Below are 26,592 nucleotides of genomic sequence, written 5' to 3' on the forward strand. Positions count from 1 at the left end.
GAACAATTAATCTAATGATGCCCCACCATATTCGTCATGAAATTGGTGCAAACCCGCGAGATGAAGGACGCGCCAGCCAACGCCGCACAGCGGTGCCTCCGTGATTCGTGGGTTGTGCGCGAGGGCAAACGAGCACCGCAGGCAGAGCGACGCGCCGCCCCGGACTGCTGAAATAATGACCACCCCGCCACACCCACCGCCGGATGCGCCATGACCCTGTCCGCCTACCTGCTGTTCCTGCCCGCCTGCTTCGCCATCAACATGGCGTTCGGCCCCAACAACCTGCTGTCGGTCACCAACGGCGCCAAGCACGGCGTGTCTCCCGCGGTGATCGCGGCGAGCGGCCGGCTCGTGGCCTTCGCGGTCATGATCGCCATCGCGGGCCTGGGCATGGGCGCGGTGCTGGTGGCCTCGGAGCTGGCCTTCGATGTCATCAAGTACATCGGTGCCGCGTACCTCGTGTGGATCGGCGTCCGGCTGCTGCGCGCGCCGGCGCCGACCGCGCAGGTGCAGGCGCACGAGGCCGCGCCGCCGTCGATGCGCGCGCTGGTGCGCCAGGAGTTCACGGTGGCGGCTGGCAACCCGAAAGCGATCCTCGTGTTCACCGCCTTCTTCCCGCAGTTCGTGGTGCCCGGCGCATACGCGTCGAGCTACGTACTGCTGGGCGTGACCTTCCTGGTGTTCGAGCTGGTCGCGATCGCGCTGTATGCGCTGCTCGGCGCGCGCATGCGTCGGCTGGCCAACGGCAGCCGCGCGATGCGCTGGTTCAACCGCGTGAGCGGCAGCATGATGGTCGGCTTCGGGCTGATCCTCGCGTTCACGCGTCGGCCTGCGGGCTGAGCCGCGACCGCGCGGCGGTCAGCACTCGACGATGTTCACGGCGAGGCCGCCGCGCGAGGTTTCCTTGTACTTGGTCTTCATGTCCGCGCCGGTCTGCATCATGGTCTGGATGACCTTGTCCAGCGACACGAAGTGCGAGCCGTCGCCGCGCAGGGCCATGCGCGCCGCGTTGATGGCCTTCACCGCGCCCATCGCGTTGCGCTCAATGCACGGGATCTGAACCAGCCCGCTGACCGGGTCGCAGGTCATGCCCAGGTTGTGCTCCATGCCGATCTCGGCCGCGTTCTCGACCTGGCCCGGCGTGCCGCCCATCACCGCGGCGAGCGCGCCGGCCGCCATCGAGCAGGCCACGCCGACCTCGCCCTGGCAGCCGACCTCGGCGCCCGAGAGCGAGCCGTTCTTCTTGTAGAGGATGCCGATGGCGGCCGCGGTGAGCAAGAACTCGATCACCGCCTCGTCGCCCGCACCGGGAAAGAAGCGCTGGTGGTAGTGCAGCACCGCCGGAATCACGCCCGCCGCGCCGTTGGTGGGCGCGGTGACCACGCGCCCGCCGGCGGCGTTCTCCTCGTTGACGGCCATGGCGTACAGGTTGACCCAGTCCATCGCCGCGAGCGGGTCGGGCGCGGCCTGCGCGGTGCCATTGCCCTGCAGCTGAGCGAACAGGTCGGCCGCGCGCCGCCGCACCTGCATGCGCCCGGGCAGGGTGCCGGTGCTCGCGCAGCCGCGGCGCACGGCGCCGGCCATCGCGTCCCACACCTGCAGCAGCTCCGATCGCACCTCGGCCTGCGGTCGCCACTGCGTTTCGTTGGCCATCATCAGCGCGGCGATCGACAGGCCCTGCGCGCGGCACTGCGCGAGCAGCTCCGCGCCGGTGTCGAAGGCGAAGGGCAAGGCGGCCGGCGCCGGGCGCTGCACGCCGGCTTCGTTGCGCACGCCCTCGCCCTGTGCATCGACGACGAAGCCGCCGCCGACCGAGAAGTAGTCCGCCTCAGCCAAGGTCTGCCCCTGCGCATCCAGCGCGATGAAGCGCAGGCCGTTCGGGTGCCGAGGCAGGCTCTTGCGCAGGAAGAGCAGGTGCTCCTTCTCGTCGAACGCCACGGCGTGCGTGCCGAGCAGGTGCAGCCGCCGCTCGCGCCGGATGGCGGCGATGGCGGGCTCGATGGTGTCGGGGTCGATCCGGTCCGGCCGGTGGCCTGCGAGCCCGAGCAGCACGGCGCGGTCGGTGCCGTGGCCGCGGCCGGTGGCGCTCAGCGAGCCGTACAGCTGCGTCACCAGCGCGGCCACCTGCGGCAGCAGGCCCCGCGCTTGCAGCAGGCAGGCGAACTGCCGCGCCGCGATCATCGGCCCGACCGTGTGCGAGCTCGAGGGGCCGATGCCGATCTTGAACAGATCGAAGGCGCTGACCGGCGTCGAAGGCGCCTTCGCCGTACTCGTCACCGCGCCTTCACCGCCAGGTTCCACAGCGCCACGAGCTGCTCGTACTCCGCCGAGGCCGCTTCCTGGTCGAGCGGGAAGACCTTGATGGCGCTCAGGTCGGGCAGCGAGGTGAGCTTGGACACCGCGATGTCGCTGCGCACCGGACGGCGGAAGTTCTTCACCAGCAGCTCCTGCTGCGTCTCCTTGCTCAGCAGGCCGTTGTAGAGCGCGACGGCGGCGTCCATGTTCTTCGCGCCCTTCACGATGAACATGCCTTCGGGCGCCAGGTAGCTGCCCTCGGTGGGATAGACCAGCTTGATCTCCTTCTGGCCGCCCGCCACATACTCCTGCGCCGCGTACTCGATGGTCAGGCCCACCGGGTACTCGCCGGCGGCCACGCCCTTGTAGGTGCTGCCCGACGACGCGGTGACGACCGCGTTGGCCGCCAGCTTGCCCAGGCCGTCGCGGCCGAACTGCTTGAGCAGGCCGTACACCAGCATGTAGGCCGTGGCGCTCTTGCTCGGGTCGGTGATGGCGAACTTGCCCTTCCACTCGGGGCGCATCAGGTCCGACCAGGTCTTGGGCGCGGGCATGCCCTTGAGCTGGCGCTCGTTGACCATCATCACCATCACGTGCACGTTGGTGCCGACCCACAGGTCGTTCGGGCCGCGGAAGGCCGCGGGCACGGCCGCGAGGTCGGGCGACTTGTAGGGCGCCATCTGGTCCTTGTAGGCGCCCAGCGTGCCGAAGCCGCCGCTCCACAGCACGTCGCCGCGCGGGTTCTTGGCCTCGGCCTGGATGCGCTTCATCAGCGTGCCGGTGCCGCCCGTGACCTGCTGCACCGTGAGCCCGGGCGTCTTCTTCTTGACCACGGCCAGCGCGGTCTCGACGGTCTCGGTGTTGTTGGACGAATAGAGCACCACCGTCTGCGCACCCGCGACGCCCGCCGTGAGGGCCAGGGTCGCGAACGCGCATTTCGCCAGGGACTTGAAGGACATGAAAACCTCGCAGGTTGAAGTGAATGGGTGGGTCATTTGCTGGAGAAGAGGTTGATGCGGAACACCTTGATCGCCACCACGATGGGCAGCAGGATCACGCTGACCAGCGCCGCGCCGTAGGCCGAGGCCAGGCCCAGGCGCCCGCCGTCGACCTGGCGGAAGATGGCGATCGGCATGGTCTCCAGGCCGCCCGTGTAGACCACGATGGAGGCCGACAGCTCCGAGATCGTGGTCACCCACATCAGGATGGCGGCCGAGATGATCGAGGCCTTCATGGCCGGCAGCAGCACCTTGAAGAAGGTCTTCAGCGGCGACACGCCCAGGCTGATCGAGGCCTCCTCGATGGAGTCCGAGATGTTGAACAGCGTCGACGACGCGTTGCGCACCGCGAAGGGCAGGCGGCGCACCGTGTAGCACAGCACCATGATCCCCGAGGTGCCCGCCAGCACCAGCCAGCCGGTGTTGAAGGTCTGCACCAGCGCAATGCCCAGCACCGTGCCCGAGATGGTCAGCGGCAGCACCACGATGTAGTCCAGCAGCTGCGTGAAGGGGTTGCGCTTCTTGATCGTCAGGTAGCTCACGAGCACCGCGAAGGCCACGCCCACCACGGTGGCCATCGAGGCGAACTTCAGCGAGTTGATGATCGGCTCGGGTGCACCGCGCAGCGCGCGTTCCAGGCTCGACAGCGACCACTGGCCCCAGCGCATCACGGGCCCGCTGGTCTCGGTGAAGGCGCCCACGAAGACGATGAGCAGCGGCAGCATCGACAGCACGATGATCACGCCCACGCTGAGCGTGTAGAACACCGCCGCGCCCGAGCGCACGCGCACCACGGCGGGCGCGCGGCCCTGCGTCATCGTGTAGATCTTGCGTTCGACCACGCGCTTCTGGAAGAACAGCACGATGGCCACGATGCCGATGGACACCACCGACATCGCGCTTTGCAGCGTGGGGCTGCCGCCCATCTCGCCGACGAAGGCGTTGTACGTCATGACCGACAGCAGCGGCACGCTGCTGCCCAGCACCACCGACAGCGCAAAGTTGCCCACCACCAGCGTGAACACCACCAGCGCGTTGACCAGCACCGCCGGCAGGATCACCGGCACCAGCACGCGCAGCTTGGTCACCAGCGGCGAGGTGCCCAGGCTCAGCCCGGCTTCTTCGAGCTGGCCGTCGAAGCCGCGCAGCGCAGCCAGCACGCCCAGGTAGATGTAGGTGTAGTAGACCAGCGTCATGGAGAACACCATGCCGGTCCAGCCGTAGAAGGTCGGCAGCGTGATGCCCGCACCCGCGAGCAGGTTGGTCACCAGCCCGTTGTTGCCCAGCAGCAGCAGCCACGACTGGCCGACGATGATCTCGGGGATCACGATGGTCATGATCGGCAGCACCGCCACCAGGTTCTTCAGCGGGAAGTCGTAGCGCGCCACCATGTACGCGAAGGGCACGCCCACGGCCACGGTGCAGGCCGTGACCGACACGCCGAGCACCAGCGTGTTGCGGAACGCGAGCAGGTATTCGCTGTCCTGCAGCAAGGTGATGAAGCCGGACAGCGAGAACGCGCCCGACTCGTCGCGCACGCTGTTCACGAACAGCGTGCCCAGCGGGTAGAACACGAAGAACAGCAGCAGCACGAGGCTGAGCAGGGTCAGGAAACCCCAGGGCCACCAGTTGATTTTCATGGCGTGCGTGTCCGTTCAGGCGGCGACGACGCGGCTGTCGGCCGGCACCAGCACCTGCACCGCATCGCCGGCCTGGAAGTCGGCCACCATGTTGCCGGCATGCAGCTCGACGCGGATCTCCGACTGGTCGTGCAGCCGGATGCGGTAGGCGGTCTTGAAGCCCAGGTACTGGCGGCGCAGCACCTCGCCCGCGATGGCGTTGGGCACGTGGGGCGCGGGCGCCATCAGCGACAGCGCCTCGGGGCGCGCGATGAGGATGCCCTGCGCGCCCAGCGCGGCGCCGCCCTGCTTGCCGTCGAGTTGCTGGCCGCACAGCTGGTAGCGCACGTGCGACGCGGCCCCGCCGGCGGACTCGGCCGGCACCGGGATCACGTTGGCCGAGCCGATGAAGTCCGCCACGTAGGCGTTCACCGGCGTGCCGTACAGCTCTTCGGGCGTGCCCAGCTGCGCGATGCTGCCGCGGTCCATGATGGCGATGCGGTCGGACATGGCCAGCGCCTCTTCCTGGTCGTGCGTGACGAACACGGTGGTGATGCCGGCCTCGCGCACGAGGTCCAGGATCACGTCGCGCATCTGCAGGCGCATCTTGGCGTCGAGGTTGGACAGCGGCTCGTCCATCAGCAGCACGCGCGGGCGGATCACCAGCGCGCGCGCCAGCGCCACGCGCTGGCGCTGGCCGCCGCTCATCTGCGCCGGGTAGCGGTCGGCCAGCGCGAGCAGGCTTACCTTGTCGAGCGCCTCGTTGACGCGCCGGGCGATCTCGGCCTTGGGCACCTTGCGCGCGCGCAGGCCGTAGGCCACGTTGTCGAAGGCCGTCTTGTCGGGGAACAGCGCGTAGTCCTGGAACACCATGCCGATGTCGCGGTGGTGGGTGGACACGCGCGTCACGTCGTCCTTGTCGAACAGGATGCGCCCGCCGTCGGGTTCGTTGAAGCCCGCGATGCAGCGCAGCAGGGTCGTCTTGCCGCAGCCGCTGGGGCCCAGCAGGGTGTAGAAGGCGCCATCGGGCACATGCAGCGACAGGTTCTGCAGCACCGTCTGGTTGGCGAACTGCTTCACGACGTTGTCGATGGTGATGGAAGCCATGTCTCTTGTTCAGGGTGGAAGGAAGCGCGATGCTAGGTGCGCCCCCTGCACGCCACCAGCCGTATTTTTTAAGGCGGCCGGTTAGTTTTTCTGCAGGCTTCCCGGTCTACGATGCGCGCCGGCCTCCAACCCCGGGCGGCACGCAACCGAACACGAAAAGAACATGAGGAAGACAAGCCCGCTCGCCAAGGTACGCATGTGGTGACCCGACGCCTCCCCCCTTTGAAGGCGCTGCGCGCCTTCGAAGCGGCGGCGCGCCATGCCAACTTCACCGCGGCCGCCGACGAACTCAGCATCACGCACAGCGCCGTCAGCCAGCAGATCCGCCTGCTGGAGGACTACCTGGGCCAGCCGCTGTTCGCGCGCGAGGCCCGCGGCGCGACGCTGCTGCCCCATGCGCGCGACTACTTCGCCGAGGTGCAGGCCAGCCTGGACCGCATCGCCAGCGCCACGGCCGCGCTGAAGTCACCCCACCAGCGCGCCAGCCTGCGCGTGTGCACCACGCCCTCGCTGGCGATGAAGTGGCTCATCCCGCGGCTGGCCGGCTTCCAGGCCCTGGCGCCGCAGACCGACGTGCAGCTGTCGACCCTGGGCCGGCAGTTCTTCGACCAGGCCGAGGCCGGCAGCGACGTGCTGATCCGCCGCATTCCCATGCAGCGCCCCGACCACACTTGCGTGCGCTGCCTGGACGACCACCTCGTGGCCGTGGCGTCGCCGCGCTTCATCGAGCGGCACCGCATCGCCAGCATGGCCGACTGCCTGGGCCACCCGCTGCTGCAGGCCGCCGGCGAAGTGGAGAACTGGCCGCGCTGGTTCGAGCTGGCCGGCGTGCGCGTGCCGCCCCAGCTGCCGGGCCCCGTGTTCGACCATCAGTTTCTTTGCATGCAGGCCGCCATGAACGACCTGGGGCTCGCGCTGGCGCCCTGGTGCCTGCTCGAGGAAGACATCCGCGCCGACCGGCTGCGCCTGGTGTTTCCCGAACCCCGCCTGCCGGCGTCGGGCGTCTACGCGCTGTACCGCACCGAAGGGCCGGTGGCCGCGCTGGCACGGCAGTTCGTCGACTGGCTCGGCACGCAGCACTGGAACGCGGGAAGCCCCACCCCATGACCACCACGCTCACTCTTCCTCCCCTGCGGCTGTCGGACTTCAAGCTGATCGCCTTCGACATGGACTCGACGCTGATCGACATCGAGACCGTCGACGAGATCGCCGACATCGCGGGCTGCGGCCCCGAGGTCGCGGCCATCACCGAAGCCACGATGCGCGGCGAGATCACCGACTACAAGGACAGCCTGCGCCGGCGCGTGGCCCTGCTGCGCGGCGTGCCGTTGTCGGCGCTGCAGGCCGTGTACGACCAGCGCCTGCACCTGAACCCCGGCGCCGAGACGCTGATCGCCGCGTGCAAGCAGGCCGGCCTGCGCGTCGTGCTGCTGAGCGGCGGCTTCACCTTCTTCACCGACCGCCTGCGCGACCGGCTGCAGCTGGATGACACGCGCTCCAACGTGCTGGAGATCGAAGACGGCCGGCTGACCGGGCGCATGCTGCCCCAGCCCTGGGGCGACATCTGCGACGGCGAGGCCAAGAAGGACAAGCTGCTCGAATGCTGCCGCGCGATGGGCATATCGCCGGCCCGGGCCATCGCCGTGGGCGACGGCGCGAACGACCTGCCGATGATGCGCGTGGCCGGGCTGTCGGTGGCCTACCACGCCAAGCCCCTGGTGCGCGAGGCCGCCACGCTGGCGATCGACGAGGGCGGGCTCGATCGGCTGCTGGGCCTCCTCAGGCCTTGAGGTACTCGGCCTTGGTGCCGAGCCAGCGGTCGATGTGGCGCTGCGCCAGCTCGGGGTGCTTCTGCAGCATCACCGGCGCGAGTTCGCGCGCCCAGTCGAGCAGCAGCGTGTCGGTCGCGAGGTCGGCAAAGCGCAGCAGCGGCGCGCCCGACTGGCGCGCGCCCAGGAACTCGCCAGGCCCGCGGATCTCGAGGTCGCGCCGCGCGATCTCGAAACCGTCGCCGGTCTCGGCCATGGCCTTGAGGCGCGCGCGCGCCGCCTCGCCCACGCGGCCGCTGTCGCCCGGCGCATAGAGCAGCACGCAAGCCGAGGCCGCCGCGCCGCGCCCGACGCGCCCGCGCAGCTGGTGCAGCTGCGAGAGGCCGAAGCGCTCGGCATGCTCGATCACCATCAGCGAGGCGTTGGGCACGTCCACGCCCACTTCGATCACCGTGGTGCTCACCAGCACCTGGATCTCGTTGGCGGTGAAGGCGGCCATCACCGCCTGCTTCTCCGCCGTGGGCATGCGCGAATGCAGCAGGCCGACCTGGATGTGATCGCCCAGCGTGCCGGCGAGTTCGTCGCGCGTCTCGGTGGCGTTGCGCAGGTCGACCGCCTCGCTCTCCTCGATCAGCGGGCAGACCCAGTAGACCTGCCGGCCCTGCGAAATCTGCGCCTGGATGCGGTCGATGACCTCGTCGCGTCGGTGGTCGGCCACCAGCTTGGTGACGATGGGCGTGCGACCCGGCGGCAGCTCGTCGAGCGTCGACACATCGAGGTCGGCGTAGTAGCTCATCGCGAGCGTGCGCGGGATGGGCGTGGCGCTCATCATCAGCAGGTGCGGTTCGAGGTCGCCGCCCGCCTTGCCACGCAGGGCCAGGCGCTGCGCGACGCCGAAGCGGTGCTGCTCGTCGATGATGGCCAGCGCCAGGTTCTTGAAGCGCACCTTCTCCGAGATGACCGCGTGCGTGCCGATGACCAGCGCGGCCTCGCCGCTCTCGACGGCGGCCGACATCTCGTCGCGTTCCTTCTTCTTCTGGCTGCCCGTGAGCCAGGCCACGCGCAGGCCGCGCTCGGCCAGCAGCGGATCGAGCCAGCCGACCAGCTTGCCGAAGTGCTGGGCCGCGAGGATTTCGGTGGGCGCCATCAGCGCGCACTGGAAGCCCGCGTCGATGCAGCGCGCCGCGGCCAGCGCCGCGACCACGGTCTTGCCCGAGCCCACGTCGCCTTGCAGCAGGCGGTGCATCGGGATCTGGCGGTGCAGGTCGGCCGTGATCTCTTCGCCCACGCGCTGCTGCGCGCCGGTGAGGCCGAAGGGCAGCACGGCGAGCAACTGCGCATGCAGCGAACTCGCCGCCGCGTCGGTGGCCGCAGGCAGCACCGGCGCACGCTGCGCCGCGCGCTCCAGCCGCGCCTGCAGCTGCGAGAGCTGCTGTGCCAGCAGCTCCTCGGCCTTGATGCGCTGCCACGCCGGGTGGCTGTGGTCTTCGAGCGCGGCGATCGACACATCGGGCGTCGGGTAGTGCAGGAAGCTCAGCGCGCTGCGCAGGTCCCACGCGCCGCGCAGGCCGATCTGCACCGGGATGGTCTCGTCGAGCAGCGCGCGCGCCAGGCCCGAGCGCACCTCGCGCCGCAGCACCGGCTGCGCGAGCCCGGCCACGGTCGAGTACACCGGCGTGAGCGCGTTGGGCAGCGCGGTGCCGGCCGCCTTGACGGTCGGGTGCATGATCTGCCGCCCCACGAAGCCGCCACGCATCTCGCCGCGCACGCGCACCTTGGCGCCCACCGCGAGCTGCTTCTGCTGCGACGGATAGAAGTTGAAGAAGCGCAGCTGGCAGGTGTCGGAGCCGTCGTCGATGGTGGCGATGAGCTGGCGGCGCGGGCGGAACACCACCTCGCATTCGGTGACCACGCCCTCGACCTGCGCCATGTCACCGTCGCGCGTGTCGGCCAGGCGCACGATGCGGGTCTCGTCCTCGTAGCGCATCGGCAGGTAGAGCGCGAAGTCGATGTCGCGCACGAGGCCGAGCTTGCGCAGCGCGCGCTGCACGAGGCTCAGGCCGGTGCCGGGCGGTGACGCCGGCGCGGCGGGGGGAGTCGGTTCTTTCTTGGCGGGCACGGACAAGGCTTCTAGCGTGGACGGCAAAGGTCCGTCAAGGCGCTGCGGGCATCGGGGAACATGAACTGGAAGCCGCTGCGCAGCAGCTGCGTCGGCACCACGCGCTGGCCTTCGAGCAGCAGGTCGGCCTGCTCGCCGAGCAGCAGCTTCACGGGCGCGGCGGGCGTGGGCATCCAGCAGGGGCGGTGCAGCACGCCGGCGGCGACGCGGGTGAAGGCCTCCTGGCTCACTGCACCCGGTGCGGTGACGTTGAAGGCCTGCGTGGCGACAGGGTCGGTGGCGGACTCCGTCACCGTCCACACATGCGCGATGGCGCGGATCAGGTCATGCACATGCACCCACGACAGCCACTGCCGCCCGCTGCCCAGGCGACCGCTCATGCCCAGCTGCACGGGCATCAGCAGCTGCGGCAGCGAGCCCTGGTGACCCAGCACGAAGCCGAAGCGCAGGCAGGCCACGCGAACGCCGTGCGCCACGGCCGCGTGCGCGGCCTGCTCCCAGCGCTGGCACAGCGTCGACATGAAGATGCTCTGCGGCGGCGCGTCTTCGGTGAGCTCGGTGGCATCGCCCTGCGGCTGCACGCCGTAGTAGCCGATGGCCGAGCCCGAGAGCAGCAGCCACGGCTTGCGCGGGCGTGTGCCCATCCATGCGACGAGCTGCTGCGTCAAGCCTTCGCGGCTTCGCAGCAGTTGCTGCTGGCGCCTTGCGCTCCAGCGCTGGCCGAGGATGCGTGCGCCCGCGAGGTTGACGACCACGTCGATGGCGTCCGCAGCGGGAATCTGGTCGAGCGACTGCACGCAGCGCACCGCGCCGCCAAAGCCCCAGGCGGCGCCGCGCGCGTCGCGCGTCCACACCGTCACCGCATGGCCGTCGGCCAGCAAGTGGCGCACGAGGATCTGGCCGATGAAGCCGGTGCCGCCCGTCACCAGCACCTGCTGCGGTGTCGTGCCGAACCGCACCGGGGCCTCGACAGCGCGTACCTGCGCCTGCTTCTGCTGCTTGAACAGGGCGCGCGCTGCGAAGCCGTCGCGCAGGCCCGAGATACCGACACCCACGCCGCACAGCGCCAGGAAGGCGCTGAGCCAGCCGTGTGGCTGCCACACCATCGCCGTCGGTTGCGCTGCCCAGCCGACCGCGCTCATCGCCAGCAGCGCGATGAACGCGCCGGCGTTGATGGCCAGCACCGTGTGCGTCACGCGCTCGGTGGGCGGCAGCAGGCGGCTGCCGTCTTCGACCACGAAGTCCCACAGCGTGAGCACGATCTCGACGCCGAACACCACGAGCAGCACCCACGCCCACGCGCCGTGCCAGGCCCACGCCGACAGGCCGAGGAACAGCGCGCAATAGATCGACGAGCGCGTGGCATGGATCGCCAGCTCGCGCCCCGCCGTGCCGCGGCGCGGCAGCGCCTCGGTGCCTTCGTGGTGGTAGAGCGTGTCGAAGGCGCCCAGCGCGCCTTGCGCCGCCATGAGCTGCAGGGCCAGCAGGTGCGTGTCGATCATGCGGACACCGCCTGCGGCCCCGGCTCCGGCACTTCCTCGAACACGCCGACCTGCGTGAAGGTGGTGCCCATGAGGCAGTGGCGAATCTCGATGCGGATGTTGAAGCGCTCGGGCGTCTCGTTGTGGTGCCAGAGAAAGGTCTTGCCCGGCGTGAACAGGCCCGGCAGCGGAATGCGCCAACCGAACACCTCCCAGAAATAGCCGTCGCTCTGGAAATGCAGGCTGCCGTTGGGCTCCACGCTCAGCACCAGCTTCATGCCCAGCCCCATGCCGACGTACTCCAGCACCTCGCCGCGCTCGCTCTCGCGCATGAAGCTGGTGAACTGGATGGGCTTGCGGTCGTGCAGGCGGTAGATGCGCTGCTTGTAGATGGCCGGGTCCTCGGGCCGGGCGTAGACCTGGATCTCGACCGGGAAGTGGCTGTCGCTGTAGGGGATGAGCGCGCCTTGGATCATCGGCTGCGTGAGGTGCCCCAAGAGCTTGCCGAAGCGCGAGCAGCGCAGCTCGCTGAGCGCGCCCAGGTAGTGCAGCGCCTTGCCCGGCAGGGGGTTCTTGTCGAAGCGCCGGCGGATGTCGGGATGCAGCCCCATCCAGGCGCCGCCCAGGATCTTCTTGAAGAGCTCGCCTTCGGAAGGTGGGGCGGGGGACGGCGTGACACGCGCGACGGAAGAATCGACCATGCGTCGATTCTGCCTCGGCAACCCCGAGCGGCGCCCGTGATTCCGGGCCATGGGACAATCGCCGCTCTCCGCCTTTTTCTCTTTCCCATGCCTCCTTGGCACGGGCCCGTCCGGCCCTCAAGCACCATGCGCGCCTTCACGCTTTCCGATTTCGATTTCCATCTGCCGCCCGAGCTGGTGGCACAACACCCGGCCACCGAACGCACCGCCTCCCGCCTGCTCGACGGCACCGGCCCCGCCCCGGCCGACCGCATCTTCAAAGAGTTGCCCTCGCTGCTGCGCGCGGGCGACCTGCTGGTCTTCAACGACACGCGCGTGGTCAAGGCGCGCCTGTTCGGCGAGAAGCCGACCGGCGGCAAGCTCGAACTGCTGGTCGAGCGCGTGCTGCAGGGCCACGAGGTGGTCGCGCACATGAAGGTCAGCAAGAAGCCGCCCGTGGGCACCACGCTCGAGATGGTGGGCGGCTTTCGCGCCACGCTGCTGGGCCGCTGGCCCGAGGAAGACGGCGCGCTGTTCCGCTTCGGCTTCGAGAGCGATGCCGGCGAAGACCCGTATGCGCTGATGCAGCGCTGCGGCCACGTGCCGCTGCCGCCCTACATCACGCACACCGACTCGGCCGACGACGAGAGCCGCTACCAGACCGTGTTCGCACGCGTGCCCGGCGCGGTGGCCGCGCCCACGGCCGCATTGCATTTCGACGAAGGCCTGCTGGCCGAACTCGAAGCGCGCGGCGTGCAGCGCGCCAACGTCACGCTGCACGTAGGCGCCGGCACCTTCCAGCCGGTGAAGACCGAGAACATCGCCGAACACACGATGCACGCCGAACGCTACGAGGTGCCCGAGGCCACGCAGCGCGCCATTGCCGAATGCAAGGCACGCGGCGGGCGCGTGGTCGCGGTGGGCACGACCACCGTGCGCACGCTCGAGTCGTGGGCCAAGAGCGGCGAGGCCACGGGCGACACGCGCATCTTCATCACACCGGGCTTCGCCTTCGCACACGTCGACGTGCTGGTGACCAACTTCCATTTGCCCAAGAGCACGCTGATGATGCTGGTCTCGGCCTTCGCGGGCTACGAGCGCGTGATGGCGCTGTACGTCCACGCCATCGCCAACGGCTACCGCTTCTTCAGCTACGGCGATGCCATGCTGCTCGCACGCACCCAGGACTGAACGACATCATGCTGAACTTCGAACTCCTCAAGACCGACCCCGACAGCCACGCGCGCCGCGCGACGCTCACGCTCAACCACGGCAAGGTCCAGACGCCGATCTTCATGCCGGTGGGCACGTACGGCACCGTCAAGGGCGTGATGCCGCGCAGCCTCGAAGAGATGGGCGCGCAGATCATCCTGGGCAACACCTTCCACCTGTGGATGCGCCCGGGGCTGGACGTCATGGCGAGCTTCGGCGGGCTGCACCAGTTCGAGAAATGGGACAAGCCCATCCTCACCGACTCGGGCGGTTTCCAGGTGTGGTCGCTGGGCGCGATGCGCAAGATCAGCGAAGAGGGCGTGAAGTTCGCGTCGCCCGTCAACGGCGACAAGCTGTTCCTCACGCCCGAGGTCTCGATGCAGATCCAGACCATCCTGAACAGCGACATCGTGATGCAGTTCGACGAGTGCACGCCTTACGACACCAAGGGCCACATCACGACCGAGGCCGAGGCGCGCGTCTCGATGGAACTGAGCCTGCGCTGGGCCAAGCGCTGCCAGGCGGAGTTCACGCGCCTGCAGAACCCCAACGCGCTGTTCGGCATCGTGCAGGGCGGCATGTTCGAGAACCTGCGCGAAGAGTCGCTCGCGGCGTTGGTCGACATGGACTTTCCCGGCTACGCCATCGGCGGCGTGAGCGTGGGCGAGCCCAAGGAAGAGATGCTGCACATCATGGGCCACACGCCGCACCGGCTGCCCGCGAACAAGCCGCGCTACCTGATGGGCGTGGGCACGCCCGAGGACCTGGTGCAGGGCGTGGCCGACGGCGTGGACATGTTCGACTGCGTGATGCCCACGCGCAATGCGCGCAACGGCACGATGTTCACGCGCTTCGGCGACCTGAAGATGCGCAACGCGCGCCACAAGAGCGACCCGCAGCCGGTCGACCCGAGCTGCACCTGCCACGCCTGCGCGGGCACCTCGGGCGTGAGCTGGAACGACGGCGGACGCGAAGGCTTCAGCCGCGCCTACCTGCACCACCTGGACCGCTGCGGCGAAATGCTCGGTCCGATGCTGTGCACCATCCACAACCTGCACTACTACCTGAACCTGATGACGGAAATCCGCGCGGCGCTCGACGCGGGCACCTTCACGGCGTTCCGCGCGCAGTTCAAGGCCGACCGCGCACGCGGCGTCTAGGGCTTCACGGCGCCCGGCGGCTGGATGGTCAGCGGCGTCGCGTAGGGTTCGATGCGCAGCAGCTCGTTCCTGAAGACCACGACCTGCTTGAGCGGCGCCTGCACCAAGGCCCCGCTCGCGTCCTTGTGCGAGGCGTATTGCCAGAGCGTGAGCTGACCCTTCTCGGCCAGCATGGCGGCCAGCCGCTGCACGGGCGGCGCCGCGCCGGCGCCCAGCTGGGCCGCCTCGATGCCCACCACGATGTCGTCTCGCGGCGAGACCACCTTGAAGAGCAGCACGGGCGCCGGTGCCTGCGCCTGTGCGCGGACGTGCCGCGCCGCGAAGGCGGCCGGAAGAAGCGCGAGACAGAAGACGAAGCGGCGGTTGAAGGAGCTCATGGGCCGAAGCGTATGCCTGCCACGGCGCCCTGCCCACAGGCCGGAAGCCATACGCCGGGTGGAGGCCCGGCCGGCACCAGAGACGCCGTCATCCGGTACGCTTGGCCTGTCTTCACTGCGGTTGTCCTCACCCTCATGACCAACGCCTCCCCACCCACGGCCTATACCGCCCGCTACCCCTCGCTGGCCGACCGCACCGTGTTCATCTCGGGCGGCGCCAGCGGCATCGGCGAATCGCTGGTGCGGGCCTTTCATGCCCAAGGCGCGAAGGTCGGCTTCTGCGACCTCGACACCGCCGCCGGCGATGCGCTCGCCGCGCAGCTGCAGGGCGCTCACCCCGCGCTGTTCGTGCCCTGCGACGTGACCGACACGGCCGCCCTCGCCGCCGCCATCGACGCGGTGCGCCAACGCTTCGGGCCGGTGTCGGTGCTGCTGAACAACGCGGCCAACGACCGGCGCCACGAGATGGCCGACGTGACCAGCGACGACTTCGACCGCCTCGTGGCCGTGAACATCAAGCACCAGTTCTTTGCCGCGCAGGCCGTGGCCGAGGACATGCGCGCGTTGGGCGGCGGCTCGATCGTCAACTTCGGCTCGATCAGTTGGCTCATGAAGGGCCGCGGCTACCCGGTCTACCAGGCCTGCAAGGCGGGCGTGATCGGCCTCACGCGCTCGCTGGCGCGCGACCTGGGCAAGCAGAACATCCGGGTCAACACGATCATGCCGGGCTGGGTGATGACCGAGCGGCAGATCAAGCTGTGGGTGAAGCCCGAGTCGGGCGCGGAGATCGATGCGGCGCAGTGCCTGCCGGGGCGCGTGATGGCGGAAGACATCGCCGCGATGGCGCTGTTCCTCGCGGCCGACGATTCGCGCATGTGCACCGCGCAGGACTACGTGGTGGACGCAGGCTGGACCTGAAGCGCTTCAACGCTCGCCCCAAAGAAAAAGCCCGGCATGCCGGGCTTTTTGCTGCGTGGGTGGCGGGACGATCAGTCGCGCAGTTCGGCCGGCAGCGTGCCGCCATTGGCGGCGATGCGGCTCATCACCTGCTTGTGCAGGCCGATGTTCCATTCGGCCGAACCCGGTTCGCCGTTGCTGTAGAGGATTTCGCTGGCCAGTTCCTTGCGCGCGGCGAGGCTGCTGTCCAGGCCCAGCAACTTGAGCAGGTCGACGATCGAGGTGCGCCAGTTCAGGCCGGCGGCACCGGGCATCGCGTCCAGGACGGCGGGCACGTCGCCCAGCGGGATCGCAGGCGGCGGCGCGGCAACGGCCGGCGCGCCGGGTGCAGCCGCCGGCGGTGCGGCGACGACTTCAGCGGCGTTGGCCGACGGAAAAATCTTGGAAAAAATCTTGCCGAAAATGCTCATGGGTGTGCTCCGTCAATGTGAATGGGAAAACCCGCGGCACGGCGTTGCGTGACGCAGCCCGGGGTTGTAGCACGACCGTGCGGCGCTTTCGCTACGTGGCCGGCTGAACCGGCGCGCCCGGCGTGACCGATTGCGCAGTGCCGGTCACAGGTGTATGCGGCGCCTGTGCAGCGGCCGAGGTACCGCAGGCATGGCAGAACTTGGAGAACGCGCTCTTGCGCGTGCTGCAGTGGCCGCAGTGGTCGAACAGGCCGATGCCGCAGTGCGGGCAGAAGTCGATCTCGTTGTTCTTCAGGTCGACCGGCCGCTCGCAGCCGGGGCACACGCTCTTGGCCAGGCGAGCCAGCGCGACGTCGTAGCTGAGCTCTTCGCGGCGCACCTGGTCGGGCTGCTGCTCGGCGAGCTTCTGGCGCGCCAGGTAGCGGTTGAGCGCCACGATGGCATAGCGCCCCACCAGCACCGTGAGCACGATGCCCACCACGTAGCGCACGTAGCCGCCGTAGCTCGGCAGGTAGGGCACCAGCTCGACGAAGAAGGCAAACAGCGCAAAGAAGATGAAGCCCCATACGAAGGGCCAGTAGGTGCTCTTGCGCTTCTTCACGAACAGCCAGCCGGCCACCAGCAGCAGCGGCAGGGTCAGCGCGAGCCGGTAGCCGAACACGCGCAGCTCGACGCGGCGGTACTCGGCGTCCAGGCGCTGCTGCGCGTCGTGCTCCAGCACGCCCAATGCCGCGCGCGCACGCTGCTCGGCCTGGCGCGCGTCGAGCGCGATCTGGCGCTGCGCGTCGGCCTTGCGCTGCGCCGCGTCTTCCTTCTGCTTGAAGGCGTCGAGCGCCTTGGTGCGCGCGATGAGCTCGGTGTCCTGGTCGGGCTGCGCGGTGGCGCGGCGCGTGGCGATCCAGTTGCCGAAGGTCTCGCGCGCGTTGGCGCTGGCCTGCTGCGCCGTGTTGAGCTGCAGCTGCGCCTGGTCGAGGTCGCGCGCGGCCTGCAGCTCGGCGGCCTCCGAGGCCTTGATGGTGGCGCGCAGCGGTTCGGCGGCGGGCTTGTCGATGAAGTCGTCGAGCACGCGCACGCGCTCGACCTGCGGCAGGTCGCCCACGATCGTGCTGCCCAGCCCGATCAGGAAGCTCGCGAACACGAACGCCACCAGCCACAGGCCGCGGCGGAACCACTTCTCGGACAGGCGCAGGGATTTGCTCATGGTCTTTCCTTCGTTCTTTCTTTTCTTCGTTGCTTCTCTTCACTCAGAGCTTGAGTGTGACCGGCGCCGCGCCCAGGCCCGCGCGCGGCAGCCAGGCGAACACCGAGTCGACGGTCACGGTCTCGATGCGGTCCGAAAACCGTTTCTCGTTCGGATGATCGTCGAACGCGATGTTGGCCGAGCCCACGCGCCCGCCCAGGCGGGTCAGCGGGCCGAGGTTCAGCGTGGTGGGCTCGTAGCCCTTGAACTGCAGCCAGGCCTGCGCCTGCGCGCGGGTGCCGATGGTGGCGGGTTCCATCGCGGCGGCCAGGGTCTCGAGGGCCCACTGGTTCGACTGCTGGTACTTCTGGCCCCAGGCGTAGCTCACGATGCTGTAGGGCGCCACGTTCAGGCGCACGAGGCGCGCATCGGGCTCGCGCAGCGCGGCCATCAGCTGCGCCTGCACCGCGGGCGTGGGCACGGACCAGGCGGCCTCGTAGCGCCACAGGTCGTCGAGGAAGAACTCGCCCAGCCCCTGCCGGTAGACCGCGGCCACCGCCGTGCCGCAGTGGTTGAGCTTGTGCACCACGCGCCACGGGCCCTCGTCGGTCTTGTACGCGATGCCCAGGTGCGAATAGCGCAGACCGTACTTGCTCAGGTCCTGTCCGGCGCGCGCCAGGATGACCACGCGCGCGCCGCTCGCATCGAGCTGCTGTGACGCGCGCTCGGCCAGCTGCATGCCCTTGACGATCAGCGCCGGCGTCGGCCTGACCTGTTCGCACGAGCGGCCGGCGTTCGCCTGCAAGGGCAGCACCGCTGCGATGGCGAACGCCAGCAGCAACGCGGGGCGCAGGGCGGGTTTCACGACAGTCTTTCGTTGTGGAGCAGTGCGCGGCCGACCGCGTTGGGCACGAAGGCCAGCACCTCGCCCGCGGCCGAGAGCACGACACCGGTGCCGATCACGCTCACGACCACGGCCGTGCCGGCGGCCGCCGACACGCCACGGGTGGCGCGCCCCATCACCTTGACGCTGGCGCGGGCGCCGTCCGAGGCGCGTTCGAGCAGGTAGACGGTACCGTCGACCGAGGCCTCGACCGCGATCACGGTGAGCACCGAGCCGCCCACCGACAGCGCCGCGGGCACGGCGACCACCGCGGTGGCCGAGGCACCGACGACCGAAGCAGCACCGACCACCGAAGCCACGGGCAGCAGCGACAGCGCGGCCGAGGCCTCGCTCTGGGCCCGTGCGGGCAGTGGCGTCGCGACACCCGCGAACGCGGCGCAGGCGGCGAAGGCCAGGGCGGCCATCGAGCGCACCAGGGCTGTCTTGCGCGAAGCCGGCAGGCCGCGCTGGGTGATCGAAACGGTGGAGGATGAGAGGGGTTGCATGAAGGCCTCGCGGCGCAGTGAAGGTGAGCGAATGATGGTTCGCCTTCATGCCGCGGGGCTCGAATACTTCAACCAGTTGCGATCCTGGCGTCCCGCAGTATCCCGAAGAGATACTTTGGGGTGCACGCCTCAGGAGGCCAGCAGGCCGGCCACGCGCTGGCGCAGCGTCTCGGGCTGCACCTCCTGCGGCGCCACGGGGTGGCCGACGCGCAGGCCCACGCGGCTGAAGACGCCGCGACGGAAGGGCTTGGCCATGGCGACCTGCTGGCCGCCGCGCAGTTCGATGCGGCTGAAGTACGAGCCCCAGAGGTTGGTCAGCGCCATCGGGACCACGGGCGGCTCGATGCCTTCGGCGCGCGCGCCTTCGAGGATCTTCATCACGCCGCCCTTGAAGGGCTGCAGCTCGCCGTCGCGCGTGATCGCGCCTTCGGGGAAGATGCCCAGCAGGTCGCCCTCGCGCAGCACGCCGATGGCCTTGGCAAAGGCCGCCTCGTACGCGGCCGGGTCTTCCTTCTGCGGCGCGATCGGGATGGCCTTGGCCAGCTTGAACAGCCAGCCGAGCACCGGCACCTTGAAGATGCGGTGGTCCATGATGAAGCGGATCGGGCGCGGGCTTGCGGCCATCAGCAGCACCGCGTCGATGAAGCTCACGTGGTTGCACACCAGCACGGCGGCGCCCTCGGTGGGAATGTGCTGATCGTCCTTGATGTCGAAGCGGTACACGAAGCGCGACAGCACCCAGGCCACGAAGCGCAGCAGGTACTCGGGCACCAGCATGAAGATGTAGAACGCCACCACCGCGTTGGCGATGCCGGTGAACAGGAAGATCTGCGGAATGGTGAAGCCCGCGCCCAGCAGCGCGCCCGCCAGCACCGAGCTGCCGATCATGAAGAGCGCGTTGAGGATGTTATTCGCCGCGATGATCCGTGCGCGGTGCGTGGGCTGGCTGCGCAGCTGGATCAGCGCGTACATCGGCACGCTGTACAGGCCCGCGAAGAGCGACAGCAGCGCGAGGTCGGCCATCACGCGCCAGTGCGCGGCCTGGTGGACGAAAGCGCCCAGGCCCATGCCGGCCGAAGGCGGCAAGGCCCGCGAGGCAAAGTACAGGTCGATCGCGAACACGCTCATGCCGATAGCGCCCAGCGGCACCAGGCCGATTTCCACCTGTCGGCGGCTCAGCGTCTCGCACAGCAGCGAGCCCACGCCGATGCCCACCGAGAACACCACCAGCAGCAGCGACGCCACCTGCTCGTCGCCGTGCAGCACTTCCTTTGCGAAGCTGGGGAACTGGCTCAGGAACACCGCGCCGAAGAACCACATCCACGAGATGCCCAGCAGCGAGCGGAACACCACGATGTTCTCGCGCGCCAGCATCAGGTTGCGCCAGGTTTCGCTGAAGGGGTTCCAGTTGATGACCAGGCTCGGGTCGGTGGCCGGCGCGGGCGGAATGGCCTGCGCCACGCCGCGCCCCACCAGCGCCAGCAGCAGGCAGGCCACGGCCACCGTGGTGTGGCCGATCTGCGGCATCGCCACCAGCAGCCCGCCCGCCACCTGGCCCAGCAGGATGGCGACGAAAGTGCCCATCTCGACCATGCCGTTGCCGCCCGTGAGCTCGCGCGAGTCGAGCACCTGCGGCAGGTAGGCGAACTTGACGGGCCCGAACAGCGTGGAGTGCAGCCCCATGAGGAACACGCAGCCCAGCAGCACCACCGCGTCGGCGCGCACGAAACCCCAGGCAGCGATCAGCATGATCGCGATCTCGAGGTTCTTGACGAAGCGGATCATCTTCGTCTTGTCGAACTTGTCGGTCAGCTGCCCGGCCGTGGCCGAGAACAGCAGGAAAGGCAGGATGAACAGCGCACCGATCACCAGCCCCGCCATGGCCGGCGGCATCCAGCTCAGTTGCAGCTGGTAGGTCACCATGACGGTGAAGGCGAACTTGAAGAGGTTGTCGTTCGCGGCCCCCGCGAACTGGGTCCAGAAGAAGGGCGCGAAGCGCCGCTGGCCGAGCAGGGCGAACTGGTTCGCGTGGACGTTGGGCTCATGCACCACGGGCGCAGTCGCGGCGGCGGCGGGGGTTGTCATGCGATGCAATCTCCTCTTTGTCTTCTACCGCTGCGCCACGGGCGTTCCAGTGGCCAAGCCGCGTCATGCCGCGATGGCGGCTGGGTCGGGATTGTGCCGCAGCAGGGTGGCGCGCCAGCCCTTTTCGAGGCGGTACAGCGCCATCAGCACAGGCAGGCCGGCCAGCGACGCCACCAGGTGCTTGAGCGTGTGGCCCGACACGAGGTGGCCGGTGGCTTCGTAGATGGCGTGGTCGCCCAGTTCGAAGGCCTTGGCCACCACATAGAACGCGATCACCCAGCCCAGCTTGAGCCCGACGGCGCCGCGCATCGGCGTGGCCAGCGCCAGCGTGAGCACCACCGCCATGCCGCCGAACTGCACCAGCGCCCAGGGCAGCACATTGCCGGTTTCCTGGCAGACCTCGGCCGCCAGCAGGCCGGCCGTGAGCACGAACCAGGCGGCCGGCCAGCCAGCGCGCTGGCTGACGCGTTCGCAGACGGCGATGCCGATCAGGCCCGCGAAGGCCACGGCCATGCCGGCGCGGTCGGCGGCGAGGCGGGGCGCGTCGGGCAGCAGGTGATAGAAGGCCGAACCGGCGGCGGTGGCGATCAGGCCGGCGAAGAACAGCCAGGCGCAGTCCAGCGTGTTGTCCGGCGGGTCGTTGGCGGGCGGCGCCAGCGGGAACCCGGCCAGCGCCTCCTGGTGAGAGCGGTCGATGCGGTTGAGCCGGTACAGCCCCAGGCAGCCGATCGCCAGGAACGGCAGGTTGCTCAGCACGTCCATCGCGTTGGGCAGGTGGAACAGCGGCCGGTTGTCGGCGAACACGGAGGCGATCGCCACGTCGGCGGCCGGCAGCGCCGGGCCGAAGAAGGCGATCAGCAAGAGCAGCGCGAAGGTGAACAACAGTCCGCGTTCGCGGCGTGTCAGGGTGGGCAGAAGCATGGCGTTCCTCGGTGGGGTGGTGGCTGGCGGGTGGAATCTAGTTGCCAGCCCTTCCCCAGGCATCGAGAATCGATACGAGGCACTATTTCACTCCCTTCGGTATCCTTTTTCTATACCTTCAACCCGTACCCTCCCTTCATGAGCACCACCGTCGATCTGGTCCAGGCCCTCAAGAACGAACTCAAAAGCGCCCGCATGACGTATGCCGACCTGGCCCGGTCGCTGGACATGGCGGAGTCCAGCGTCAAGCGCATGCTGGCCAAGAGCGACATGCCGCTGTCGCGCGTCGATGCGATCTGCCGCGCCCTGAAGATCGATTTCGCGGAGCTGGCGCGGCGCGTGGCCGACGCCCAGCCGCTGCTGAAGGAGCTGACCCACGAGCAGGAAAAGGCCGTGGTCAAGGACAAGAAGCTGCTGCTGGTGGCGATCAGCGTGCTGAGCCAGTGGACGCTGGAGCAGATCGTGGCGTCGTACCGGATCACCGAGGCCGAGTGCATCGGCTGCCTGGCGCAACTGGACCGCATCGGCATCATCGAGCTGCGCCCGCTCAACCGGTACCGCCTGAAGCTCGCCAAGACCTTCCGCTGGCGCCCGCACGGCCCGGTGATGGAGTTCTTCCGCGAGAACGTGGTGCTCGACTACTACAAGGGCGGTTTCGACGGCCCGGCCGAAGGGCTGCTGCTGGTGCACGGCTCGATCAGCCGGTCGCTGGCGCCCGCCTTCATGGAGCGGCTGCAGCGCGTGGCACAAGACTTCGCGCAGCAGCACCAGACCGACCAGAAGCTGTCGGCCAAGGACCGCGAGGGCTACACCCTGCTCCTTGGCATGCGCAACTGGGAATTCGAGCTCTTCACCCGCCTGCGCAGAAACTGAAGGCCCGTCAGGGCTTCGCTGCTTCCAATGCGTCGCGCGTGGTGCGCGCGGCGTTCTTCGCCGCATCGGCGAAGTCTTCGCCCGACGAGGCGTAGATGATGGCCCGCGACGAGTTCACGATGATCGGCGCGTCGGCGCGCCAGCCGGCGCGCACGGTGGCGACCGCGTCGCCGCCCTGGGCACCGACGCCCGGGATTAGCAGCGGCACCGTCGGCGCGAGTTCGCGCACGCGCTCGATCTCGGCCGGGTAGGTCGCGCCCACCACGAGGCCGAGCTGGCCGTTGAGGTTCCACGGGCCCTGCGCCAGGCGGGCGACGTGCTCGTACAGGAAGGGCTGGCCCTCGACGCTGGCCAGCCGCTGGCCCTGCAGGTCGGAACCGCCGGGGTTGCTGGTGCGGCACAGCAGGAAGGCGCCCTTGCCTTCGTACTGGAGATACGGCGCGACCGAGTCGAAGCCCATGAAGGGCGACAGGGTCACGGCGTCGGCGCCGTAGCGCTCGAAGGCTTCGAGCGCGTACTGCTCGGCGGTGGAGCCGATGTCGCCGCGCTTGGCGTCCAGGATGGTGGGCACATGGGGCGCGTTGCGGCGCATGTGCTCCATCAGGCGTTCGAGCTGGTCTTCGGCGCGGTGGGCCGCGAAGTAGGCGATCTGGGGCTTGAAGGCGATGACCAGGTCGGCCGTCGCGTCGACGATGCGCGCGCAGAAGTCATAGATGCGGCTGGCGTCGCCCTTGTACGCCCCCGGGAATTTGGCGGGCTCCGGGTCGAGGCCCACGCAGAGCAACGAACCGTTGGTTTGCTGTGCAGCGGCCAGCTTGTCGAGGAAAGTCATGGGGCCCGATTTTACGGACCCCGCCCGCCGCTCTCAGGCCGTAGGGGTGGCCTGCTCTGCCGCCAGGCACAGGTCGGCCCAGGCGCGGGCCTTGTCGGCCGGGTTGCGCAGCAGGTAGGCGGGGTGGTAGGTGGCCACCACCGGCACGCCGTTGGCCGACGCTAGCGGCACGGCACGACCGCGCAGCTTGCCCAGCGGATCGCGGCTTTGCATCAGGCTCTGCGCGGCCAGTGGGCCCATCGCCAGCACGACGCAGGGCGCCAGCGCCGCCGCGTGGGCGTCGAAGGCGGCGTCGATCGGCTGCGGGGCGCCGGGCTGGCCAGCGGCCACGCCGCGGTGCGTGCGCATCAGGTGCACGGGCGTGCGGCCGTCGTGCAGCTTCAGCGCGCGCAGCATGTTGTCGAGCAGGCGGCCGGCGTCGCCCGCGAAGGGCTCGCCGTGGCGGCCGTCGGCCTCGGGGGGCATGTCGGCCACGACCAGCCAGCCGCCCTGCACCGGCGCCGCGGCATCGGCCTTGTCGGCGTACAGGCGGCAGGGTGCTTCGACCAGCACGGCGGCGCCTTGCGCGACGGGCGGCGCTGCCACGGGACGCGGCGCCGGCGCGGCCACGGGGCGGGCGACAGGCGCCGGGGCCGGGCGTGGCGGAGGCGGCGCATCGTACGACTGGTCGCGATCGTCGAGCTCCAGCGGCGGACCTTCGGGCATGTCGGGCATGCCGGAATCAGCGGCCACGGGAGCTTCTGGCTCGGCTTCGACTTCGATCTCGGGTTCCGGCGGCACGGGCCACCAGACCTTCACGCCCATCTCGTCGAGCATGGCGCGCTGGCGCGCGTCCAGGCGCAGGGTGTGGACCGCGGTGTCCGTCATCGCAAAGCTCCCCAGGCGGAGCCTGTTTCGTTGAGGCGCATGCTCATGACGACCGCGTCTTCGCGCTTGCCGTCGAACGCCGGGTAGTAGCCCTTGCGCACGCCGACGCTGCGAAAGCCTTGTCGCAGGTAGATGTCGAGCGCGCGCCGGTTGCTTTCGCGCACCTCGAGCCACAGCCACAGCGCGCCCTCGCCGCGCGACCAGCCGGCCAGCGCCTCGAGCATGAGCGGCGCCCAGCCCTGGCGCTGGAAGGCCGGCGCCACGGTGATGTTGAGCAGGTGCACCTCGTCCACGCCCTTCATGGCGACGAAGTAGCCGATCAGCGTTTCGCCCAGGCTGGTGCAGGGCGATTCGACACCCGGCGCCACGCCGGGCGCCAGCAGGCACTGGCAGTGGTAGCCCACGGCCATCGAATCGGTGAAGTTGGCGCGCGTCCAGGGGTGCGTGTAGGCCGTCTGCTCGACCGCGCACACGGCATCGATCCGCTCGACGGTGAGCGGTTCAAGACGGGCTTCGACGGACTGGAGGACGGCGCTCATGCAGGGTTCGGCGGAACGGCGGCCGCCGCCTTGATGGCGGCGCGTTCCTCGGTGGTTTGCGCCACTTTATCGCGAACATACAGCGGCCAGGCCTGCGCGGCGGGCACGGTGCGTCCGGCCGCGAGCAGCGCGGGCGCCAGCCGCAGCATGGCGGCGGCCGTGGGCAGCACTTCGTGGCGGGCCGTGGCGCTCGCCAGACGCGGGCCGTAGGCGGTGAAGGCGTTGCCGGCGAGCGCCCAGCCGGCCGGCACCTCGAGCGCCTCGGGGGCGAGCAGCAGCGGCTCGGGGTCGCCGCCGAACGGGCCGGCGGTGGCGAAGTCGTAGTGCGCGGCGTAGAGCTGGTCCATGCGCGCGTCGAGCACGGCCACCACGCGCTGTGCGCCGAAGGCATGGCGGGCCTCGTCGGCCACGGCCAGCAGGGTGTCGACCGGCAACAGCGGCACCTTGGCGCCGAAGGCCAGGCCCTGCGCCACCGAACAGGCGGTGCGCAGGCCGGTGAAGGAGCCCGGGCCGCGCCCGAAGACGATGGCGTCGAGCTCGGCCAGCGCGAGCCCCGCGTCGGCGAGCAGCTCGCGGATCAGCGGCAGCAGCGTGCTCGACGCCTGCGCGCCGCCCACGCCGCTGTGCGCCAGCACGCGGTCGCCGTGGCGCACCGCGACCGACAGGTGCTCGGTGCTCGTGTCGAAGGCCAGCAGCTTGTCAGACATTCGGACGCCCCATTCCCGCCGGGCACGGCGTCGGGCAGACCGGCGCCACGCGCACGACCGCCGCGCGCACGCCGAACAGGATGCCGGCCGTCACCAGCGCGAGCCCGGCGACCAGGCTCCAGTGCATCGGTTCGCCGAGCCACAGCACCGCGCCGAAGGCCGACAGGCCCGGTACCAGCGCCGTGATCATGGTGGTGCGCACGGGGCCGAAGTGCTGGATCATCTTGGTGAAGGTGATGCCCGAGATCACCACCGAGCCGATGCCCTGGAAGGCCATCTGGAATGCGACCTCGCCCCACGGCGCGCTGCCGATGTGGCTCACGACCGCGCCCGAGGCCACCAGCAAGGTGTAGACCGGCACATAGGTCATGAGCGCGAACACGGTGATGGCGATGGTCGCGCGCACCGCGTCCAGGCCGTGGCGGCGCGCCACCACGCTGTAGCAGGCCCAGCAGAAGGCGGCGCCCATGAACATCAGGTCGCCCTTCCAGACCTCGCCGCCCTCGAAGGCATGCAGCAGGCTGCGCCCGCCAACCACGAGGTCGCCCGCGACGATCATCGCCAGGCCGATGGCGCGCGTGGGCGTGATGCGGTCGCGCAGCACCAGCGCGGCCAGCAGCGTGGTCCACAGCGGCAGGCTGCCGGGCATCAGCACGGCGGCATGGCCGGCCGGCGCAAAGAAGAAGCCGCTGTAGGCGATGAGCGCGTAGGCCACGCCGCCGAAGATGCCGGCGGTGGCCGTCACGCGCAGCGACAGCGGCGACAACCCGAAGAACGAGGACACCGCGCCGCGGTGCTTCGTCGCCAGCCACGCGCCCCAGGGCACCAGCACCAGGCTGGCGCCGCACATGCGCGCAAAGGCCAGGTCGAAGGGCGTGAGCGAGCGCGCGGCCGAGGCGCGCGCGATGAGGATGAAGGCGGTCCAGACCACGACGGTGACCACGGCCGCGCCGATGCCGAGCATGCGGGGAGACAGGAGGGGCGGGGAGGTCTGCGGGGGCGCGGCGGGCATCCC

General features: G+C 69.6%; 26 protein-coding genes. 7 read left to right on the forward strand and 19 right to left on the reverse strand.

The window, feature by feature from the left end; genetic code table 11:
• Positions 1-210: 210 nt before the first annotated feature.
• A complete protein-coding gene (locus AC07O4_RS08125; RefSeq protein ID WP_159274083.1) occupies positions 211-840 on the forward strand; it encodes a LysE family translocator in 630 nt (209 codons plus the stop codon).
• An 18-nt stretch (positions 841-858) separates the two neighbouring features.
• Here AC07O4_RS08125 and AC07O4_RS08130 read toward each other — a convergent pair whose 3' ends face one another.
• From AC07O4_RS08130 to AC07O4_RS08145, 4 genes are read right to left on the reverse strand one after another with little or no spacing between them, the layout of a single operon-like run.
• Positions 859-2,277 (reverse strand): L-serine ammonia-lyase, encoded by a 1,419-nt coding sequence (locus AC07O4_RS08130; RefSeq protein ID WP_495304251.1) that lies wholly within the window; start codon positions 2,275-2,277, stop codon positions 859-861.
• Positions 2,274-3,254: an ABC transporter substrate-binding protein gene (locus AC07O4_RS08135; RefSeq protein ID WP_095950356.1), complete on the reverse strand. Its 981-nt coding sequence runs from the start codon at positions 3,252-3,254 to the stop codon at positions 2,274-2,276. The genes AC07O4_RS08130 and AC07O4_RS08135 overlap by 4 nt, the downstream gene beginning before the upstream one ends.
• A gap of 32 nt (positions 3,255-3,286) precedes the next feature.
• Complete coding sequence (locus AC07O4_RS08140) at positions 3,287-4,933, reverse strand: ABC transporter permease (RefSeq protein WP_062477436.1); 1,647 nt, start codon at positions 4,931-4,933, stop codon at positions 3,287-3,289.
• Positions 4,934-4,948: 15 nt separating this feature from the next.
• Positions 4,949-6,019: an ABC transporter ATP-binding protein gene (locus AC07O4_RS08145; RefSeq protein WP_062477439.1), complete on the reverse strand. Its 1,071-nt coding sequence runs from the start codon at positions 6,017-6,019 to the stop codon at positions 4,949-4,951.
• 198 nt (positions 6,020-6,217) lie between these two features.
• Between AC07O4_RS08145 and AC07O4_RS08150 the strand changes: the two genes are divergently transcribed.
• On the forward strand, positions 6,218-7,126 hold the full coding sequence (locus AC07O4_RS08150; protein WP_223301447.1) for a LysR substrate-binding domain-containing protein: 909 nt from the start codon (positions 6,218-6,220) through the stop codon (positions 7,124-7,126).
• Positions 7,123-7,809, forward strand: coding sequence for a phosphoserine phosphatase SerB (gene serB, locus AC07O4_RS08155; protein ID WP_495304253.1), 687 nt, complete (start codon positions 7,123-7,125; stop codon positions 7,807-7,809). The genes AC07O4_RS08150 and serB overlap by 4 nt, the downstream gene beginning before the upstream one ends.
• Here serB and recG read toward each other — a convergent pair.
• Genes recG through AC07O4_RS08170 form a run of 3 tightly spaced genes read right to left on the reverse strand, consistent with a single transcriptional unit; the run spans position 7,799 to position 12,089 of the window.
• The gene (gene recG / locus AC07O4_RS08160) at positions 7,799-9,907 is read right to left on the reverse strand and encodes an ATP-dependent DNA helicase RecG (RefSeq protein WP_495304254.1); all 2,109 of its coding nucleotides are present in this window, start codon (positions 9,905-9,907) and stop codon (positions 7,799-7,801) included. The two genes, serB and recG, sit on opposite strands and share 11 nt — an antisense overlap.
• Before the next feature lie 11 nt (positions 9,908-9,918).
• Positions 9,919-11,409, reverse strand: coding sequence for a TIGR01777 family oxidoreductase (locus AC07O4_RS08165; protein WP_495304256.1), 1,491 nt, complete (start codon positions 11,407-11,409; stop codon positions 9,919-9,921).
• Positions 11,406-12,089 carry a DUF4166 domain-containing protein gene (locus AC07O4_RS08170; RefSeq protein WP_495304257.1) on the reverse strand — a complete coding sequence of 228 codons (684 nt, stop codon included), beginning with the start codon at positions 12,087-12,089 and terminating at the stop codon, positions 11,406-11,408. The genes AC07O4_RS08165 and AC07O4_RS08170 overlap by 4 nt, the downstream gene beginning before the upstream one ends.
• Positions 12,090-12,215: 126 nt before the next feature.
• On the opposite strand from AC07O4_RS08170, the gene queA reads away from it, so the two are divergent.
• Both queA and tgt read left to right on the forward strand, forming a co-directional pair.
• Positions 12,216-13,259: a tRNA preQ1(34) S-adenosylmethionine ribosyltransferase-isomerase QueA gene (gene queA, locus AC07O4_RS08175; RefSeq protein ID WP_495304258.1), complete on the forward strand. Its 1,044-nt coding sequence runs from the start codon at positions 12,216-12,218 to the stop codon at positions 13,257-13,259.
• 8 nt (positions 13,260-13,267) lie between these two features.
• Entirely contained in the window at positions 13,268-14,440 is a 1,173-nt protein-coding gene (tgt, locus tag AC07O4_RS08180; RefSeq protein ID WP_159274089.1) for a tRNA guanosine(34) transglycosylase Tgt, read from the forward strand.
• Here tgt and AC07O4_RS08185 read toward each other — a convergent pair.
• On the reverse strand, positions 14,437-14,817 hold the full coding sequence (locus AC07O4_RS08185; RefSeq protein WP_495304259.1) for a hypothetical protein: 381 nt from the start codon (positions 14,815-14,817) through the stop codon (positions 14,437-14,439). The genes tgt and AC07O4_RS08185 overlap by 4 nt on opposite strands.
• A 135-nt stretch (positions 14,818-14,952) precedes the next feature.
• On the opposite strand from AC07O4_RS08185, the gene AC07O4_RS08190 reads away from it, so the two are divergent.
• On the forward strand, positions 14,953-15,735 hold the full coding sequence (locus AC07O4_RS08190; protein ID WP_495304261.1) for an SDR family NAD(P)-dependent oxidoreductase: 783 nt from the start codon (positions 14,953-14,955) through the stop codon (positions 15,733-15,735).
• 71 nt (positions 15,736-15,806) lie between these two features.
• Here AC07O4_RS08190 and AC07O4_RS08195 read toward each other — a convergent pair whose 3' ends face one another.
• The 6 genes from AC07O4_RS08195 to AC07O4_RS08220 all read right to left on the reverse strand — a co-directional run bounded on the left by AC07O4_RS08195 (position 15,807) and on the right by AC07O4_RS08220 (position 21,759).
• Positions 15,807-16,184, reverse strand: coding sequence for a DUF3597 domain-containing protein (locus AC07O4_RS08195; RefSeq protein ID WP_070063202.1), 378 nt, complete (start codon positions 16,182-16,184; stop codon positions 15,807-15,809).
• Between the two features lie 91 nt (positions 16,185-16,275).
• Positions 16,276-17,385 (reverse strand): serine endopeptidase, encoded by a 1,110-nt coding sequence (locus tag AC07O4_RS08200; protein ID WP_095950346.1) that lies wholly within the window; start codon positions 17,383-17,385, stop codon positions 16,276-16,278.
• A gap of 43 nt (positions 17,386-17,428) precedes the next feature.
• Positions 17,429-18,229 (reverse strand): DUF2145 domain-containing protein, encoded by an 801-nt coding sequence (locus AC07O4_RS08205; protein WP_495304263.1) that lies wholly within the window; start codon positions 18,227-18,229, stop codon positions 17,429-17,431.
• Complete coding sequence (locus AC07O4_RS08210; protein WP_062477469.1) at positions 18,226-18,672, reverse strand: hypothetical protein; 447 nt, start codon at positions 18,670-18,672, stop codon at positions 18,226-18,228. Before AC07O4_RS08210 ends, AC07O4_RS08205 begins: the two co-directional genes overlap by 4 nt.
• A 210-nt stretch (positions 18,673-18,882) precedes the next feature.
• A complete protein-coding gene (locus AC07O4_RS08215; protein WP_495304265.1) occupies positions 18,883-20,838 on the reverse strand; it encodes an MFS transporter in 1,956 nt (651 codons plus the stop codon).
• 63 nt (positions 20,839-20,901) lie between these two features.
• Positions 20,902-21,759, reverse strand: a complete 858-nt coding sequence (locus AC07O4_RS08220) for a hypothetical protein (protein WP_062477475.1) — start codon at positions 21,757-21,759, stop codon at positions 20,902-20,904.
• A gap of 138 nt (positions 21,760-21,897) precedes the next feature.
• Between AC07O4_RS08220 and AC07O4_RS08225 the strand changes: the two genes are divergently transcribed.
• Positions 21,898-22,632, forward strand: coding sequence for a helix-turn-helix domain-containing protein (locus AC07O4_RS08225; protein ID WP_070063207.1), 735 nt, complete (start codon positions 21,898-21,900; stop codon positions 22,630-22,632).
• A gap of 7 nt (positions 22,633-22,639) precedes the next feature.
• On the opposite strand, the gene pyrF is transcribed toward AC07O4_RS08225, so the two are convergent.
• From pyrF to AC07O4_RS08250, 5 genes are read right to left on the reverse strand one after another with little or no spacing between them, the layout of a single operon-like run.
• Positions 22,640-23,464, reverse strand: a complete 825-nt coding sequence (pyrF, locus tag AC07O4_RS08230) for an orotidine-5'-phosphate decarboxylase (protein WP_062477481.1) — start codon at positions 23,462-23,464, stop codon at positions 22,640-22,642.
• A gap of 33 nt (positions 23,465-23,497) precedes the next feature.
• Positions 23,498-24,331 carry a uracil-DNA glycosylase family protein gene (locus AC07O4_RS08235; protein WP_495304266.1) on the reverse strand — a complete coding sequence of 278 codons (834 nt, stop codon included), beginning with the start codon at positions 24,329-24,331 and terminating at the stop codon, positions 23,498-23,500.
• Positions 24,328-24,870: a ribosomal protein S18-alanine N-acetyltransferase gene (rimI, locus tag AC07O4_RS08240; RefSeq protein ID WP_062483095.1), complete on the reverse strand. Its 543-nt coding sequence runs from the start codon at positions 24,868-24,870 to the stop codon at positions 24,328-24,330. Before rimI ends, AC07O4_RS08235 begins: the two co-directional genes overlap by 4 nt.
• The gene (gene tsaB, locus AC07O4_RS08245) at positions 24,867-25,577 is read right to left on the reverse strand and encodes a tRNA (adenosine(37)-N6)-threonylcarbamoyltransferase complex dimerization subunit type 1 TsaB (RefSeq protein WP_495304267.1); all 711 of its coding nucleotides are present in this window, start codon (positions 25,575-25,577) and stop codon (positions 24,867-24,869) included. The genes rimI and tsaB overlap by 4 nt, the downstream gene beginning before the upstream one ends.
• Positions 25,570-26,589, reverse strand: coding sequence for a DMT family transporter (locus AC07O4_RS08250; RefSeq protein WP_495304268.1), 1,020 nt, complete (start codon positions 26,587-26,589; stop codon positions 25,570-25,572). Before AC07O4_RS08250 ends, tsaB begins: the two co-directional genes overlap by 8 nt.
• Positions 26,590-26,592: the final 3 nt, after the last annotated feature.

Source organism: Variovorax sp. GW821-FHT09D04 (assembly GCF_059416405.1).

Excerpts from the sequence above, each read along its gene's own strand:
- queA (WP_495304258.1), top strand. The coding sequence starts at position 12,216 with ATGCGCGCCTTCACGCTTTCCGATTTCGATTTCCATCTGCCGCCCGAG.
- AC07O4_RS08210 (WP_062477469.1), bottom strand. The coding sequence starts at position 18,672 with ATGGCCGCCCTGGCCTTCGCCGCCTGCGCCGCGTTCGCGGGTGTCGCG.
- AC07O4_RS08235 (WP_495304266.1), bottom strand. The coding sequence starts at position 24,331 with ATGACGGACACCGCGGTCCACACCCTGCGCCTGGACGCGCGCCAGCGC.
- AC07O4_RS08215 (WP_495304265.1), bottom strand. The coding sequence starts at position 20,838 with ATGACAACCCCCGCCGCCGCCGCGACTGCGCCCGTGGTGCATGAGCCC.
- pyrF (WP_062477481.1), bottom strand. The coding sequence starts at position 23,464 with ATGACTTTCCTCGACAAGCTGGCCGCTGCACAGCAAACCAACGGTTCG.
- serB (WP_495304253.1), top strand. The coding sequence starts at position 7,123 with ATGACCACCACGCTCACTCTTCCTCCCCTGCGGCTGTCGGACTTCAAG.
- AC07O4_RS08125 (WP_159274083.1), top strand. The coding sequence starts at position 211 with ATGACCCTGTCCGCCTACCTGCTGTTCCTGCCCGCCTGCTTCGCCATC.
- AC07O4_RS08250 (WP_495304268.1), bottom strand. The coding sequence starts at position 26,589 with ATGCCCGCCGCGCCCCCGCAGACCTCCCCGCCCCTCCTGTCTCCCCGC.
- AC07O4_RS08140 (WP_062477436.1), bottom strand. The coding sequence starts at position 4,933 with ATGAAAATCAACTGGTGGCCCTGGGGTTTCCTGACCCTGCTCAGCCTC.
- AC07O4_RS08225 (WP_070063207.1), top strand. The coding sequence starts at position 21,898 with ATGAGCACCACCGTCGATCTGGTCCAGGCCCTCAAGAACGAACTCAAA.
- AC07O4_RS08220 (WP_062477475.1), bottom strand. The coding sequence starts at position 21,759 with ATGCTTCTGCCCACCCTGACACGCCGCGAACGCGGACTGTTGTTCACC.
- AC07O4_RS08170 (WP_495304257.1), bottom strand. The coding sequence starts at position 12,089 with ATGGTCGATTCTTCCGTCGCGCGTGTCACGCCGTCCCCCGCCCCACCT.
- AC07O4_RS08165 (WP_495304256.1), bottom strand. The coding sequence starts at position 11,409 with ATGATCGACACGCACCTGCTGGCCCTGCAGCTCATGGCGGCGCAAGGC.
- AC07O4_RS08185 (WP_495304259.1), bottom strand. The coding sequence starts at position 14,817 with ATGAGCTCCTTCAACCGCCGCTTCGTCTTCTGTCTCGCGCTTCTTCCG.
- tsaB (WP_495304267.1), bottom strand. The coding sequence starts at position 25,577 with ATGTCTGACAAGCTGCTGGCCTTCGACACGAGCACCGAGCACCTGTCG.
- rimI (WP_062483095.1), bottom strand. The coding sequence starts at position 24,870 with ATGAGCGCCGTCCTCCAGTCCGTCGAAGCCCGTCTTGAACCGCTCACC.
- tgt (WP_159274089.1), top strand. The coding sequence starts at position 13,268 with ATGCTGAACTTCGAACTCCTCAAGACCGACCCCGACAGCCACGCGCGC.
- AC07O4_RS08200 (WP_095950346.1), bottom strand. The coding sequence starts at position 17,385 with ATGAGCAAATCCCTGCGCCTGTCCGAGAAGTGGTTCCGCCGCGGCCTG.
- AC07O4_RS08135 (WP_095950356.1), bottom strand. The coding sequence starts at position 3,254 with ATGTCCTTCAAGTCCCTGGCGAAATGCGCGTTCGCGACCCTGGCCCTC.
- AC07O4_RS08190 (WP_495304261.1), top strand. The coding sequence starts at position 14,953 with ATGACCAACGCCTCCCCACCCACGGCCTATACCGCCCGCTACCCCTCG.
- AC07O4_RS08195 (WP_070063202.1), bottom strand. The coding sequence starts at position 16,184 with ATGAGCATTTTCGGCAAGATTTTTTCCAAGATTTTTCCGTCGGCCAAC.
- AC07O4_RS08145 (WP_062477439.1), bottom strand. The coding sequence starts at position 6,019 with ATGGCTTCCATCACCATCGACAACGTCGTGAAGCAGTTCGCCAACCAG.